The 14198-nt window shown below is 72.7% G+C and carries 12 protein-coding genes; 3 read left to right on the top strand and 9 right to left on the bottom strand.

What is annotated here, in order from left to right; translation table 11 throughout:
* The first annotated feature begins 82 nt into the window (after positions 1 to 82).
* On the top strand, positions 83 to 4372 hold the full coding sequence (locus ACWEPF_RS25955) for an nSTAND1 domain-containing NTPase (protein ID WP_452174399.1): 4290 nt from the start codon (positions 83 to 85) through the stop codon (positions 4370 to 4372).
* A 22-nt stretch (positions 4373 to 4394) separates the two neighbouring features.
* Here ACWEPF_RS25955 and ACWEPF_RS25950 read toward each other — a convergent pair whose 3' ends face one another.
* The 4 genes from ACWEPF_RS25950 to ACWEPF_RS25935 form a co-directional block, all read right to left on the bottom strand.
* Positions 4395 to 4820, bottom strand: coding sequence for a TIGR03618 family F420-dependent PPOX class oxidoreductase (locus ACWEPF_RS25950; RefSeq protein ID WP_452174398.1), 426 nt, complete (start codon positions 4818 to 4820; stop codon positions 4395 to 4397).
* Positions 4821 to 4877: 57 nt separating this feature from the next.
* On the bottom strand, positions 4878 to 5117 hold the full coding sequence (locus ACWEPF_RS25945) for a ferredoxin (RefSeq protein WP_345279915.1): 240 nt from the start codon (positions 5115 to 5117) through the stop codon (positions 4878 to 4880).
* Positions 5114 to 6307, bottom strand: coding sequence for a cytochrome P450 (locus tag ACWEPF_RS25940; protein ID WP_452174397.1), 1194 nt, complete (start codon positions 6305 to 6307; stop codon positions 5114 to 5116). Before ACWEPF_RS25940 ends, ACWEPF_RS25945 begins: the two co-directional genes overlap by 4 nt.
* 206 nt (positions 6308 to 6513) lie before the next feature.
* Complete coding sequence (locus ACWEPF_RS25935) at positions 6514 to 7950, bottom strand: DUF2252 domain-containing protein (protein ID WP_452174396.1); 1437 nt, start codon at positions 7948 to 7950, stop codon at positions 6514 to 6516.
* A 140-nt stretch (positions 7951 to 8090) separates the two neighbouring features.
* Here ACWEPF_RS25935 and ACWEPF_RS25930 point away from each other — a divergent pair, with 140 nt between their 5' ends.
* Positions 8091 to 8492, top strand: a complete 402-nt coding sequence (locus ACWEPF_RS25930; protein ID WP_452174395.1) for a pyridoxamine 5'-phosphate oxidase family protein — start codon at positions 8091 to 8093, stop codon at positions 8490 to 8492.
* 123 nt (positions 8493 to 8615) lie between these two features.
* A complete protein-coding gene (locus ACWEPF_RS25925; RefSeq protein WP_345279907.1) occupies positions 8616 to 8789 on the top strand; it encodes a hypothetical protein in 174 nt (57 codons plus the stop codon).
* Here the strand turns inward: ACWEPF_RS25925 and ACWEPF_RS25920 are convergent.
* The 5 genes from ACWEPF_RS25920 to ACWEPF_RS25900 all read right to left on the bottom strand — a co-directional run bounded on the left by ACWEPF_RS25920 (position 8723) and on the right by ACWEPF_RS25900 (position 14192).
* Positions 8723 to 10285 carry a M4 family metallopeptidase gene (locus ACWEPF_RS25920; RefSeq protein WP_452174394.1) on the bottom strand — a complete coding sequence of 521 codons (1563 nt, stop codon included), beginning with the start codon at positions 10283 to 10285 and terminating at the stop codon, positions 8723 to 8725. The genes ACWEPF_RS25925 and ACWEPF_RS25920 overlap by 67 nt on opposite strands.
* Positions 10286 to 10479: 194 nt before the next feature.
* Entirely contained in the window at positions 10480 to 11283 is an 804-nt protein-coding gene (locus tag ACWEPF_RS25915) for a DUF3050 domain-containing protein (RefSeq protein ID WP_452174393.1), read from the bottom strand.
* Positions 11284 to 11329: 46 nt separating this feature from the next.
* Positions 11330 to 12298, bottom strand: coding sequence for an alpha-ketoacid dehydrogenase subunit beta (locus ACWEPF_RS25910; protein WP_452174392.1), 969 nt, complete (start codon positions 12296 to 12298; stop codon positions 11330 to 11332).
* Complete coding sequence (locus tag ACWEPF_RS25905; RefSeq protein ID WP_452174391.1) at positions 12295 to 13275, bottom strand: thiamine pyrophosphate-dependent dehydrogenase E1 component subunit alpha; 981 nt, start codon at positions 13273 to 13275, stop codon at positions 12295 to 12297. The genes ACWEPF_RS25910 and ACWEPF_RS25905 overlap by 4 nt, the downstream gene beginning before the upstream one ends.
* Positions 13272 to 14192 carry a phytanoyl-CoA dioxygenase family protein gene (locus ACWEPF_RS25900; RefSeq protein ID WP_452174390.1) on the bottom strand — a complete coding sequence of 307 codons (921 nt, stop codon included), beginning with the start codon at positions 14190 to 14192 and terminating at the stop codon, positions 13272 to 13274. Before ACWEPF_RS25900 ends, ACWEPF_RS25905 begins: the two co-directional genes overlap by 4 nt.
* Between the last annotated feature and the right edge of the window lie 6 nt (positions 14193 to 14198).

Here is a 14198-nt window from a genome sequence, read left to right as displayed (position 1 = left end):
GATGGTTCGTACCGGGGAAGTCTTGTACGGGCCGTGCGCGGAACAGGCGACGGCGTGGCCGGGCGATTCCGAGGGGGAGACCATGGCGTTCCACGGAGAGCCGCCCGTCGGGGCGCCCGGACCGCACGCCCTGAACGCGGCGGTGCTGCGGATCCGGGACCTGCGGGGAGAGGCGGTGGGCCTGGGATTCCTGGTCTCCCCGCAGTTGGCCCTGACGTGTGCGCACGTGGTGTCCGCGGTCCTCGGTACGCCGGACGACCAGGAGCCGGCGCCCGGCGCGCGGCTGCACGTCGACCTGCCGTTGTCGGCCGCCTCGGGAACGGACCGGCCGGCCGCGACCGCGAGCGTCGAGGCATGGCTGCCGCCGCTGGAGTCGGGCGGGGGCGACGTGGCCGTCCTGCGGCTGGACGCCGCGCTGCCCGGGGCCGCCCCCGTGCGGCTGGTCGAGGACGACACGGTGTGGGGCCACCCCGTGCGGGCCTTCGGCTTCCCGGCCGGGCGCCCCGGTGGGGTGTGGCACGCGGGAGTCCTGCGGGCCGGGCAGAGCCAGGGGCTCGTGCAGGTCGACCTGACGGGCGAGGGGTATCCCGTCTCCCGGGGCTTCAGCGGGACTCCGGTGTGGGACGAACACCTCGGCGGGGTCGTCGGGATGATGGCGGTCGCCGAGCCGGGGAAGCCGTCGGCCAGCTACCTGATCCCCGCCTCCCGGCTCCTGGCCTCGTCGCCCGGCCTGCGCGAGCTGGCGCTGCCGCCGTCGCCGTTCCGCAGCCTGACGGCGTTCCAGGAGGCCGACGCCGCACTCTTCCACGGCCGGCAGGAGGAGAGCGAGGAGCTGGCGCGGGCCCTGGACCGCGACCAGTGGGTGACCCTGGTGGGCGGCTCCGGAGCCGGCAAGTCCTCCCTCGCGCTGGCCGGGGTCGTGCCGCGCTTCCGGGCGGAGGGCGCGGCGGCCGTGGTGGTCCGTCCGACCGCCGGGAGCAGTCCGCTGGCGGTCCTGGCGGCCGCGCTGCTGCCACTGCTGGAGCCCGAGCTGTCGGAGACGCAACGCCTGCTGCGGCTGGCCGAGTTGACGGCCGTCCTGCGGCAGGGCGGCCTGCCCGACCTGGTCCCCCGGCTGCTGGACGTGCAGGACCGCCACCGGCTGGTGGTCGTGGTCGACCAGTTCGAGGAACTGCTCGCGCTGGCGCCGCGGGCGGCGGACGAACTGGCCGCCGTCCTCTTCACCGATGCCCTCCCGTCCACGGTCCGGGTCCTGACGACCCTTCGGGCGGACTTCCTGGAGGCCGCACTCGCCCACCCCGTCCTCGGGCCGGCCCTCAGCCGTCGGGTCCAGGCACTCGGACCGCTGAGTGCCGCGCGCCTGCGGGAGGTGGTGACCGCTCCCGTCGACGCCGTTCCCGGTGTGCGGTACGAACCCGCCCTGGTCGACCGGATCCTCGCGGACGCCGGAGCCGAGCCGGGTACCCTTCCGCTGCTGGGGTTCACCCTCGACCTGCTCTGGCAGCGCCAGCGCGGCGGTCTGCTGAGCCATCAGGCGTACCGGGACCTCGGCGGCGTCACCGGCGCGCTCAGCGAGTACGCGGGGAAGGCCTGGGACGCCCACGTTCCGGACGAGGACCTCGCCGCGGCGCGGCGGCTGTTCACCCAGCTCGTCCGGGTGCCGCTCGGCTCTCCGGCCGTGACCCGCCGCCCGGCCCTGCGCGGCGACCTGGGGAAGCGGGAGTGGCGGATCGCCCAACGCCTCGCGGGCACGCGACTGTTGGTGACGAGCCTCGACGTCGAAGGCGCCGAGACGGTCGAGCTCGCACACGAGGCCCTGATCGCCGGCTGGGAGCGGTTGGCCGCATGGGCGGCGGAGGACCGGTCCTTCCTGGAGTGGCGCGAGACGCTGCGCCACGACATGGACCGCTGGGAACACGGGAACCGATCGCCGGAGTTCCTGCCGACCGCCACGGCCCTGGAGACGGCCGGGGCTTGGCTGGCCGAGCACGAGGCTGACCTGAATCCGGCCGAACGCTCCTACCTGGCCATCGGGTCGGCGCACCGGCGGTCCCGGCGACGCCGCGCCCGTGTGCTGCGGTCGGCGATCGCCTGCGTCGTGGTCGCGGTGGTCACCTTCGCCGCGCTGTTCGCCTATGCGCGTCGGCAGAGTCAGGAGAGCGAGGCGCTCGCCACCTCACGGGCCCTCACCCAGGCGTCCCAGGACGACACGTCCCTGGACCCCGCCCGTTCGGTGATGCTGGCCCTCGCGGCGTACCGGACGGCGCCGACCCAGGAGGCCCGCAGCCAGCTGATGCGGACCTACCTGGCGCACTCCGAGAAGAACCGCATGCTCTCCGGACTGCTGGGAACGGTCCAGGACTTCCAGACCAGCCGTGACGGGAACGTGGTGCTGGCCGTCTCACGGCTCGGCAGGGCGACACTCTTCGTCCACGCACTCACCGGAGACGTCCGCATCATCCAAGTGCCCTCTGTCGGGCAGGTGCTGTACCCGCTGGTCTCGGCCGACGGGAAACGGGCCGGCTACGTCCAGGAGGACGGGAAGGCAGCCTGGTTCACCGTCGACCAGGACGCGGGCAGGCCGATGGGCGACCTGCACGGACTGCCCTCGGCACCGGGGACCTCCACCAAGGCGAACCACTACGTCCACCCCTCGATGTCGCTCGACGGGCGGGTGATCGTCAGCAGGGTCGAGGACGAGCTGATCTGGTGGGACCTGGACCGCGACGCCATCGACCGTTCGACCCCCGCACCCGCGGACCGGGAGCAGGAGTACTACCGCATCCAGATCGGCCCGGACAACCGGAGCCTGCTGGAGCTCCGCAACGGGCAGGGGACCAGGAACAACGAGTCCCTGCTCGCCTGGGACACGACGACCGGCACGGCACGTACGGTCGTCAGCGGAATGGACGCGATCACGCTCTCCGGCGACCGGACCGCGGCCGTGGTCTGCCACCGACCGCAGCCCACGCAAGCGGTGCTCCGCCTCCTGCGGGTGTCCGACGGTGGGCAGATCGGAGAGTCCCGCGACGACCAGGACACCGAGACCGCGCCCTGCTCCACCGGGGTCGTCACCGAGACCGGGACCACCACCGGGATCGTGCACGGCAACAACCTCATCATGGTGGACCTCCTCCACGGGAAGGAGCTCTCACGTACTCCGATGAGGCCGAGCCACTACTGGGACCCACTGGTCTCCGCGAACGGCAAACTCTTCCACGCGACCAGGGAAGACTCGTTCATCACCTTCACCGACCTGTCGGACGGCGGCGTGCTCAACGTCGGGCAGCAGGCGCTCACCAACGACGGGGCGCGGACCGTCTCCATCCTCGCCGACGGATCCGCGATCCAGCTGCGACCCGCGATCGGGGACAACGGCGTCCTGCTCGCCGAGGCCAAGCGCCGCGAGCCCTACTGGGAGCCGTCGGAGCAGACCGACCTGATGAAGTTCGACCGGACCGGGGCCCTGCTCGCCACCAGGGAAGGGCGGAACGTGATCGTGGTCCGCGATGCCTCGACCCTCGGCCAGGTGTCCGTCATCACGGCCGTCGAACCTCCTGCCAAGGCGGAGGACAAGCTCTCGGCGCTGGTCTGGGGCGTCGATCCGGCGGACAAGTGGGACTTCGGCTACCACTTCGTCGGTACGAAGGTGCTCACGACATCCGGGACGGTGGTCCAGCAGTGGGACCCGCGGACCGGTGGGGAACTCGCGCGGTTCGACCTGAAGACCCTGCTCCCCGCCGAGGGTTCCGAAGGGGCGCCGAGCATCTCGACCGGCTTCTACGACGAGAACAAGGTGACCCTGGTCGTGTGGGGCGACCCCAACGTCCGCGTCATCGACGTCACCACGGGAGCCGTCACCGAGACGGTGAAGACCACCGACGACGTCCTCGCGGTGCAGTTCGAACCCAGTGGCCGCTACTTGGCGTTGATGCGCCGGGGCTCGATCGTCGAGCTGTGGCGGCGCCACCCCCTCCGCAGGGAGCTCGGCCCGCTGCGCAGCATCAGCGAAGGGTTTCCGAGGAACGCGACGATCACGCAGTTCATCGACGACGAGGGCCGTTTCATGGTCGCGTCCAACAACTCGATCCGGATCTACCGGGTCGGCAGGCAAGTGCCGGAGGAGTCCTACGAGTTCGGCCCGGAGTCCGACTCCTTCACCCGCCCCTACTACAGCTTCCCGGCGCTCTCGAGGGACGCCGGCACCGTGATCTACATCGGCCCGAAGGACCACGGCGGACCGCTCCGGCTCGATCCGGCGCTGTGGCAACGAGACCTGTGCAGGATCATCGGGAACCGCCAGTTCACCGAGGAGGAGCGCGCCAGCCTTCCGGCGCGCGTCCCGACGGAGCCCCTCTGCACCGACCACTGATGACCGTGCCGGGCCGCTGCGGCTAGGGCCGGGTGCGGAAGGGCTCCACGCCGACGATGTGACGGACCTTCACGGGGCGGACGACGACGGCGACGCGGTGCTCGCCGGGGACCAGCCACTCGTAGCGCTCGGTGCCGAGGTACTTGCGGGCGAGGCGGTCCATCCGCTCGACGGCCTCGGGGCCCTCGACGAAGCGGCTCACCACCCCGCTGATCTGCACCCGGTCGTACGGGTCGGCCGGGTCCGCGTGGGAGAGGTAGACGCGCGGGTCGCGGCGGAGGTTCTCCTCCTTGACGCGGCCCACCGAGGAGTTGAACACGAGCTCGGCATCACCCTCCAGGTCCACCCACATCGGGCTCACCTGGGGCGAGCCGTCGGCGTTGACGGTGCCGACGTACCAGAAGTTGGGGGCCAGCAGCCGGGCCCGGACGGCGTCTTCGAACGGCAAGGTGCTCTCCAGGGCGGGGCCGCCCGTGCCGCCGCGCGGGACGGGCGGCCCCGGTGCTCAGTAGGACGGGGCGATCTGTTCGCCGGTGTCGGTGCGGTGGATGGTGAGGGCCTCGACGGGGCAGAGTTCGGCGGCCTCGGTGAGGAGGTCGAGGTCGCTGGGGGTGGTGCGCAGGGGGTGGGCGCGGCCGTCGGGGGTGAGGGTGAGGTCGTCGGGGGCGGTGGCGGCGCAGGCGCCGGTGCCGACGCAGCGGGTGCGGTCGACGCGGGTCTCGAGCGGGCCGGGGGCGGCGGTCACCAGGTGACCGGGAGGGTGTTGGGGCTGCGGGTGAGCAGGCCGGTGCGCCAGTCGATGGACTCGGCGGGGACGGCCAGCGCGAGCTCGGGGAAGCGGGCGGCGAGGCGGTTGAGGCCGTCCTCCAGCTCCATCCGGGCCAGCCAGGCGCCGAGGCAGTGGTGCGGGCCGGCGCCGAAGGTCAGGCTCGGGGTGCCGAGCGGAGCGAAGAGGTCGCGCAACTCGCCTTCGGGGACGGGGGAGTAGACCTCGGGGTCGTTGTTGGCCGCGCCGGTGTCGGCGGCCACGATGGCGCCGGCCGGGATGGTCACGCCGCCGATCTCCAGCTCCTCGGTGGCCCGGCGGAGCAGCCCGGGGAAGGCCTCGCGGTCGCCCAGCGGGATGGTGCGCAGCACCTGCTCGGCCGCCGCGCCCGCCGCCTCCTTGCTCTCGGCGATCCGGGCCCAGGCGGCGCGGTCCTCGCCGAGCAGGTAGACCAGCGCGTTGCCCAGCGTGGTCATGGTGGTCTCGTGGCCGGCCACCACCAGGCCGAGCACCAGCATGATGACCTGCTCGTCGGTGACGCCTTCGGTCTCGTCGGCGGCCTGCACCAGGCTGCTGACCAGGTCCTCGCCCGGGTTCTTGCGCCGGTCGACCACCAACTGGTGGCAGAAACCCGCGAATTCGCCCATGGCGGTACCGATCTCCTCGGCCGTGTAGGCGGAGGTGGAGAGCGCGTGGTCGCTCCAGTGCCCGAGGCGGCTCATGTCCAGGCCGTCCAGGCCCATCAGCCGGCTGATCACCGCGACCGGCAGCGGGCGGGTGAAGGCGCCGATGACGTCCACCGGCCCTTCCTGGGCGGCGAGTTCGTCGAGCAGCTCCTCGATGACGGAGGAGACCCAGGGCCGCCAGCGCTCGATCGCCCGGGGCGTGAAGGCGCGCTGCACGGTGCGGCGCAGCCGCTGGTGCTCGGGGCCGTCCAGGTTGATCAGGGTGTCGGGCACGTCGAGGATGTTCGGCGTCAGGGTGACCGGCGGGGCGTCCTCGGCGTAGAGGGTGGCGCGGCCGAGACGGGGGTCGGTGAGCGCCTGGCGGACGTCCGCGTGCCGGGTGCAGAGCCAGACGGGGGTGCCGGTCGGCAGGGCGGCCTGGCGCGGCGGCCCCGGTTCGAGCTGGCGCAGGCAGTGCAGCGGGATGAGGGGGGCAGTGGTCATGGGGGGTGTACTCCCTGATACGGAGCGGGTCCGGGCCACCACTGACCGTAGGCCCCGCAGACCTTGTCAGGTAGGGGGCGAACCGGCCAAGCGCGCGCCGGGTTCAAGCCACCGTTCGAGCCGCCGCCCGAGCAACCGGGGCGCACCCTCGAACGGATGCGCCCCGGCGGTGAGCAGCAGGGGAGGAGAGGGGAGGAGACGGGTCGTCAGACTCCGGACTCGGCCGGGAGGCGGCCGGAGCGGACGGCGGCCACCAGCTCCTCGTGGTCGGCCTCGGTCCGGTCGGCGTACGCCACCGCGAAGGCGGCCACCGCCTCGTCCAGCGCCTCGCTCTTGCCGCAGTAGCCCGAGGCCACCGCGGCGTCCAGGGTGTGCGCGTGCGCCCGGGCCAGCAGCGCGCCGGTCAGCCGGCCGTAGTCGTCCAGCTGGGCGGGCTGCAGCGCCGCCGGGTCCACGCTGCCCTTGCGGTTGCGGAACTGCCGCACCTGGTAAGGGAGTCCGTCCACCGTGGTCCAGCCGATCAGCACGTCGGTGACCACCTGCATGCGCTTCTGGCCGAGCACCACCCGCTGGCCCTCGTGCGCCACGGGCGCGCTCACCGGGTAGCCGGCGCGGGCGAGTTGGGGCAGCAGCACGGAGGGGCGGGCCTCCTTCACCTGGAGCACCAGCGGCTCCGAGCGCTGGTCCAGCAGCAGCACCACGTAGGAGCGGGTGCCGACGCTGCCGGTGCCCACCACCCGGAAGGCCACGTCCTGCACGCTGTAGCGGGACAGCAGGGGGTGCAGCTCCACCGGGACGCTCTCGCGGTAGGCGGTGAGCGAGGCGGCCACCGCCTCGGCGGTGGAGTCCTCGACCGCCCGGAGCACCGGCGGCGCCGGGACGAAGCGCGAATGCCCGTCCGACTCCTGGACGGTGGACTTCGAGGCGAAGCGCGCGCTGGTGTTGCGCAGCGCCTTCTCCGCCACCCCCTCGATGATCACCCGCAGGTCCTGCGCCTCGGCGAAGGTCACCAGGTGCTCGTCGGCCACCGCGTTCCAGGCGTCTATGGCCGGCAGCCCCGCCAGCAGGCGCATGGTGCGCCGGTAGGAGCCGGCGGCGTCGAAGGCGGCCCGGCGGCACGCGTCCTCGTCCGCGCCGGCCTGACGGCCCGCCAGCACCAGGCTGGCGGCCAGCCGCTTGAGGTCCCACTCCCAGGGGCCGGGCACCGTCTCGTCGAAGTCGTTGATGTCCATCACCAACCGGCCCCTGGCGTCGCCGTACAGGCCGAAGTTGGCCGCGTGCGCGTCGCCGCACAGCTGGGCGGTCAGACCGCTGGTCGGGGTGGTGACCAGGTCCGCCGCCATCAGCCCGGCCGAGCCGCGCAGGAAGGCGAACGGCGAGGCGGCCATCCGGCCGACCCGGATCGGCACCAGCGACTGCAGCCGGCCGGCGTTGGCCGACTCCACCGACTCCACCACCGTGGGCCGGTCCACCGGCGGCTCGAACCAGGCGTGCGCCTCGCGGGGCGTCTTCGCCCGCAGGTCCTTGCCGCGCCGCTTCGCCCCGCCCTGCGGCGGCCAGGCCGCGAACCCCTCGACCGCGAACTCCCGCACCGTGTCTCCTCCCCGTGGCGCTCCCGCGCCCGGCTCCCCGTGACGCCGCACGGCGCCCGTGCCGCCCGCACCACGCGGGCGACGGAGCTGACGCTACCGCGCCGCGGGCCCGGGAAGCAGCTCTGAGCTGCCACGGAGCTGCCACAGGGGTGTCACGGCCTTGCCGCGTCCGGCCCCGTAGCATGCGGAGCATGTCTCACGATCTCGCCGCGCTGGGCGACTCCTTCCTCACCTTCTGGACCGAGCGGCACCTCGCCACCTTCACCACGCTGCGCCCCGACGGCACCCCGCACGTCGCACCGGTGGGCGTCACCTACGACCCGGCGACCCGCACGGCCCGGGTGATCAGCAGCGGTTCCAGCCGCAAGGTGCGCAACGTGCTGGCCGCCGGGCCCGAGGGCCTGCGGGTGGCGGTCTGCCAGGTGGACGGCGCGCGCTGGTGCACGCTGGAGGGCCGGGCCGTGGTGCGGGACGAGCCCGGGGCGGTGGCGGAGGCGGTGGCCCGCTACACCGCCCGCTACCGGGCGCCGCGGGAGAACCCGGCCCGGGTGGCGATCGAGATCGCGGTCGACCGGGTGCTCGGACGGTTCTGATGACCCGTCGCACGGGTTCGATCGGTTCCGGTTCGAACGGCGTGTCGTTTATCGGCTGTTGAGCCGTTCGGGAGAGCATCGCAGGGTCGAACGAACGAACCCTCAGGATTGCGGACCGATACCTTGAACGAGCAGGACACCGCCAACTTCCAGCGTCTGCTGGACCGCCTCACCGAGCACTTCGGCCCGGACCGTGAGCCGGTCCGGGCCGATCGGGTGCCGAGGCAGGGTCAGTTGACCGCGACCGCCGACCAGGCGGCGGCCACCGCCGCGTACTCGGTGCTGCCGGCCCCGTAGAGGTCGGTGGCGGCCTTGAGGGTGGCGGTGCGGGCGCCCGCGTAGTTGGTGCTGGAGGTCATGTAGGTGCTCAGGGCCCGGTACCAGACCTTGCCGAGCTTGTCCCGGCCGATGCCGTTGACGGTCGAGCCGTTGCAGGTCGGGCTGTCGTAGGAGACGCCGTTGACCACGCGCGCGCCGCTGCCCTCGGCGAGCAGGAAGGCGAAGTGGTTGGCCACGCCCGAGGAGTAGTGCACGTCCAGGTTGCCGACCGAGGAGCTCCAGCAGTCGGCCGACTTGGTGTCCTTGGAGGGCTTGTCCATGAAGCGCAGCGCGGCCTTGCCGAAGCCGGGCTTCACGATCTCCTCGCCGATCAGGTAGTCACCCGGGTCGTTGGGGTTGGCGGCGTAGAACTCCACCAGGGTGCCCATGATGTCGGAGGTGGCCTCGTTGAGGCCGCCCGACTCGCCGGAGTAGACCAGCTTGGCGGTGCGCGAGGTGACGCCGTGGGACATCTCGTGCCCGGCGACGTCCAGCGCGACCAGCGGGCCGAAGACGTTGCCGTCCCCGTCGCCGTAGGTCATGCAGAAGCAGCTGTCGTCCCAGAAGGCGTTGTTGTAGTTGCTGCCGTAGTGCACCCGGTTGTAGGCGCCCTTGCCGTCGCCGGCGATGCCGTTGCGGCTGTGGACGTTCTTGTAGTAGTCCCAGGTGACGTTGGTGCCGTACTGGGCGTCCACCGCGGCCGAGGCCCGGTCGGTGGTGGTGCCGTTGCCCCAGTGGTTGTCCGCGTCGGTGAACAGCGTCGCGGGCGCCCGGCTGAAGCAGATCGAACCGAAGCAGAGGTCGGTCTTGTTGGCCGCGTCGCCGGTGTAGGTGTTGCCCCGGGTCGGGTCCTTGAGCTGGTTGGTCGAGCCGGAGACGGTGGTCTCCAGCGGGACGGTGCCGCCGTAGAGCGACTGGCCGTCGCCGGTGGCGGTCTCGATCGCGTCCCAGGCGTCGATCTGCGCGCCGGTGCGGGCGTCCAGCAGGACGGTCCGGGAGACCGGGTTGCCCAGCGAGTCCTGGCCGGTGGCGGTGGTCTGCCAGGCGAGGCGGGGCGCGCCGTGCAGCGCGTCGATCACCAACTGCGGCTTGGCCTGGGCCCGTTGGACGGACTTGCCGTCGGCACCGGCGGCCCGGGAGAGCTCCTGGACGGCCTGGGCGCCGGCACGCTCGCCGGAGACCTTCGGCGTGGTGGAGGCGACCGCGACCGGGCCGTCGGCCGCGCGGTCGGTGCCGCGCAGGGCGCCGCCCGGCGCCAGGTGCTCGATCAGGTCGCCGCCCAGCACCGGGAGTCCGGCGTAGGTGCGGTCGTAGCGGACGTGCCGGCTGCCGTCCTGGTCGGTGACCACGTCGCGGACGGTACGGGCCCCGTTGCGGTCCGGGGCGGCGGCGGGCGCGGGCGCGGCGGCGGCCACCGTCCCCGCTGCCAGGGCGACCACGGTGGCGACGGCGGCGGTGCGCGTGCGGAAGTGCATGATGCTCCTCGGAGGGGCGGGGGCAGATGCGGCTTCGGCGGCGGCCGGCGGTACGAGGACACGGGCGGTACGAGGGCGCGCTGAACGTGTGAGGGCGAGAGGGGGCGGACGCTGCCGGGACAGCTTTTGTACATGTACCCGTCAGTATCTGTCCAGAGTGCGGACGCGTCCGCCCCCTACCGTCCGTCAGGTCGTCAGACCGTCAGCGGCACCGCCGGGAAGGCCTCCTGAATGCCCGTCCAGAGCCGGACCCGGGCCGCCAGCGCCTGACGGACCGTCTCGGCGCAGGCGTCCCACTTGGCCTGGTCGTCGCCGTTGAGGTCGATCAGCATCTGCATCGCCATCGGGGTGTGCTGCTCGCCGTCCACCTCGATGTGGCGGGCCAGGTAGTCCTTGAAGGTGGTCAGCTTGCCGTCCGGGTCCTCGATCCTGATGACCTGCTCGAACATCTCCGGGATCAGGTCCTCCCGGCCGAAGGCGAAGGCGGCGGCCCGGCAGTGCACCGGCGCGTTCTCGATGATCTCCCAGGTGGTGGAGGTGAAGTCGACCGCGGCCTCGGGCACGCCGGCCAGCTTCAGCGCCTCCGGCACGGCGGTGCCCCGGCCCAGCTCGGCCAGGAAGGCCTCCACCGCGGTGGTGTCGGCGCCGGCCTGGGCCATGCCGCCGAGGTAGAGCTCGAAGTGGCTGATGAAGCCCTCGCCCAGCTCGTCGCTCTCCTCCACCAGCACGATCTCGTTGATCAGGCGGCGGCTGGCGGTCGGGCCGGAGGGCACCCACGGGACGTCCACGCTGGTCAGCTCGCGCTGCAGGCTCTTCAGCAGGGACATGAAGTCCCAGACCGCGAAGACGTGGCGCTCCAGGAAGGCGGTGACCCGCTCGTGGCTGTTCAGCTCACCGTAGATGGTGTGGCCGACGACCTCGCGGCGCAGCGGGTCGATCGCCGCCTGCAGGCTGGTCAGACCGGGGTGCGAACGGTCCCAGTGGTAACGGTTGGACATGACTGCTCCTCAGGAAGTGGAAACGGGAGGGGGACAGTGATTGCGGTCAGTGCTTGGCCACGGTCCGTACGGCGTGGCGCAGTTGGTCCCGGCCCGGTTGCAGGGCGCGGTCCAAGTCTCGGGCGAACGGCAGGACGGTGCCGTCCGGGCGGGTGACGCGTCGGGGCGGGGCCACCAGGCGGAACTGCTCGGCCGCGGTGGCCAGCACCTCGCCGCCGATGCCGCAGCTGCGGTTGGAGTCGTCGACCACCACCAGGCGGCCGGTGCGCTCCAGCGAGGCGCCGAGCGCGTCCCAGTCGAAGGGGTACAGGGTGCGGGGGTCGAAGACCTCCACCGAGATCCCCTCCTCGGCCAACTCCTCGGCCACCGCCAGGGCTTCGTGCACCAGGTGGCCGACCGCCACCACCGTGACGTCGGTGCCCTCGCGGTGGATCCGGGCCCGGCCGAGCGGGATCGCCGGCAGCGGCGCCGTCACGTCGTCCCGGACGGCCAGCGCGGCGGCCGGGGCGAAGACGACGACCGGGTCCGGGTCGGCGACGGCCGAGCGGAGCAGGCCGTAGGCGTCGGTCGGGGTGGCCGGCACCACGGTCTTCACGCCCATGTGGGCGAACAGGCTGTACGGGTGGTCCGAGTGCTGGCCGGCCCAGCCGTCGCGGGAGCCGGAGCCCGGCACCAGGCAGGTCAGCGGCACGGCGGCCTGACCCCCCGTCATCAGGGAGAACTTGTGCGCCTGGTTGGTCAGTTGCTCGAAGACCAGGAAGAGCAGCGCGGGGATCTGGAACTCCACCACCGGCCGCAGCCCGGCCAGTGCCGCGCCCACCGCCATGCCGGTGAAGCCCTGCTCGGAGAGCGGGGTGTCCACCACCCGCTCGGCGCCGAAGCGCTTCTGCAGCCCGAGCGTCGGCCCGGCCAGCCCGGCACCGATGTCCTCGCCGAGCACCACCACCGAGGGGTCCTCGGCCATCGCGTCGGTGAGCGCCCGGTTGAGCGCCTTGGTGTAGGAGAGCCAGCTCATCCCAGCGCCCCCGCCCGGGGCCGCAGGCCGCTCGCGTACAGGTGGTCGGCCGCGCCGGAGACCTCCGGCGCGGGGGAGTTCAGGGCGAACTCCCGTGCTGCCGAAAGGAGTTCGGTGACCTCGCGGTCCAGGTCGGCGGTGTCCCCGACCAGTGCGGCGGCCTGCTGGAGCGGGTCCCGCAGCCGCCAGCCGTCCAGCTCCTCCTCGGTGCGGTAGGTCGGCCTGAGCCGCCGCTCCATGGTGTGGTGGCCCTCGAAGCGGTAGGTCACGCACTCCAGGAAGACCGGGCCCTCGCCGGAGCGGGCGTGCTCGACCGCCTCCAGCGCGGCCTCCCGGACCGCCTCGGTGTCCATGCCGTCCACCGACACCGCCCTGATGCCGAAGGCCTCGGCCCGGCCCAGCGCGCTGCCGGCCACCGCCACCGAGGCGGGCAGGGTGGTGGCGTAGCCGTTGTTCTCGCAGACGAAGACCACCGGCACCTGCCACATCGCGGCCAGGTTGAAGGCCTCCAGCACCACGCCCTGGTTGAGCGCGCCGTCGCCGAAGAAGCTGGCCACCACCCGGGGCTGCCCGGCCAGCCGGGCGGCCCAGGCCGCGCCGACCGCGATCGGGGCGCCCGCACCGACGATGCCGTTGGCGCCCAGGATGCCCAGCGAGAGGTCGGCGGCGTGCATCGACCCGCCCCGTCCCCGGTTCAACCCCGTGGAGCGGCCGGTGAGTTCGGCGAGCAGCCGGGCCGGGTCTGCGCCCTTGGCCAGGACGTGGCCGTGGCCCCGATGGGTGGAGGTGAGCTGGTCGCCCGGGGCCAGCGCCGAGCAGACCCCGACCGCCACCGCCTCCTGGCCGATGTACGGGTGGGTGCCGCCGACGATGTCGCCGCTGCGGACCAGCTCCAGCGCCAGCTCCTCGAAGCCGCGGATCAGCCGGACCATCCGGTAGCGGTCCCGGACGGTGTCCAGGCCGTGGGGGGAGGTCATACCGCGCCCTGCCAGACGACCGGGCAGAAGTCCGGGTCGGCGTAGTCGGGGCGCCCGTCCGGGGTGCGGCGCACCAGCACGTCGTGGTTGTAGACCACTGGCGTGCCGTCGGCCTTCGCCCACGGGCGGTACTCGTTGGCGCCGTCCTGCAGGTGCAGTGAGACGGCCCGGCGCGGGGTGGCGGCCAGGTTCGGACCGCTGCCGTGGTAGGTCCGGCAGTGGTGGAAGGAGACGTGCCCGCGCGGGATCTCGACCGGGACCTTGACCACCTCGACGCCGTTGAACGCGGCGTTGGCGGCGAGCAGGTCGTCCAGCTCGGAGTTGTCGCGCTCGGCGAAGTGCCGGCTGGAGTCCTCGCCGGCCGGCAGCTCCCGCCAGCGGTGGCTGCCGTCCACCATGGTGATGGTGCCGTTCTCCACCCCGCAGTCGTGGAAGGGGATGAAGGCGGTCAGCATCCGGTCCGAGGTGCTGGTCTGCCAGTAGTGCTTGTCGAAGTGCCAGGGCACCAGGTTGCTCGGCTCGCCGGCCACCGGGGGCTTGTAGATCAGGGTGCCCTGGAAGACCCGGATCTCCTCGGTGCGGGCCAGCAGCGCCGCCACCGCGCCGAGCAGCGGCTTGCGCAGGATGCGCCCGGCCGCCTCGCTCTCGTAGTGGATGTAGTCGTTGTGCCGCTGGACGGGGCCGTCCGAGGGCTGCCAGGAGGCGAGCCGGGGCGGGCGGACCGGCAGGGTGCGGTCCCGGTGGCCCTCGTAGTACTTGTCGGTGGCGTCCTGGAGGAGGTCCAGCTCCTCGTCGGTGAACAGCTTCTTCGACAGGTACCAGCCGTGCTCGGCGTAGTGGTCCAGCTCCTGCTGGGTGGGGAGCAGGGCGCGCTCCGCCTCGGTCAGGCTGAACTCGTTCGCGATGGCGTCGGTCATGGGTTC

The organism is Kitasatospora sp. NPDC004289, assembly GCF_053602875.1.
The sequence above is the reverse complement of the archived record's forward strand: the minus strand, read 5'-3'. Positions and strand labels throughout refer to the sequence as shown.

Excerpts from the sequence above, each read along its gene's own strand:
- ACWEPF_RS25920 (WP_452174394.1), bottom strand. The coding sequence starts at position 10,285 with ATGCACTTCCGCACGCGCACCGCCGCCGTCGCCACCGTGGTCGCCCTG.
- ACWEPF_RS25940 (WP_452174397.1), bottom strand. The coding sequence starts at position 6,307 with ATGACCACTGCCCCCCTCATCCCGCTGCACTGCCTGCGCCAGCTCGAA.
- ACWEPF_RS25930 (WP_452174395.1), top strand. The coding sequence starts at position 8,091 with ATGTCTCACGATCTCGCCGCGCTGGGCGACTCCTTCCTCACCTTCTGG.
- ACWEPF_RS25955 (WP_452174399.1), top strand. The coding sequence starts at position 83 with ATGGCGTTCCACGGAGAGCCGCCCGTCGGGGCGCCCGGACCGCACGCC.
- ACWEPF_RS25905 (WP_452174391.1), bottom strand. The coding sequence starts at position 13,275 with ATGACCTCCCCCCACGGCCTGGACACCGTCCGGGACCGCTACCGGATG.
- ACWEPF_RS25900 (WP_452174390.1), bottom strand. The coding sequence starts at position 14,192 with ATGACCGACGCCATCGCGAACGAGTTCAGCCTGACCGAGGCGGAGCGC.
- ACWEPF_RS25910 (WP_452174392.1), bottom strand. The coding sequence starts at position 12,298 with ATGAGCTGGCTCTCCTACACCAAGGCGCTCAACCGGGCGCTCACCGAC.
- ACWEPF_RS25915 (WP_452174393.1), bottom strand. The coding sequence starts at position 11,283 with ATGTCCAACCGTTACCACTGGGACCGTTCGCACCCCGGTCTGACCAGC.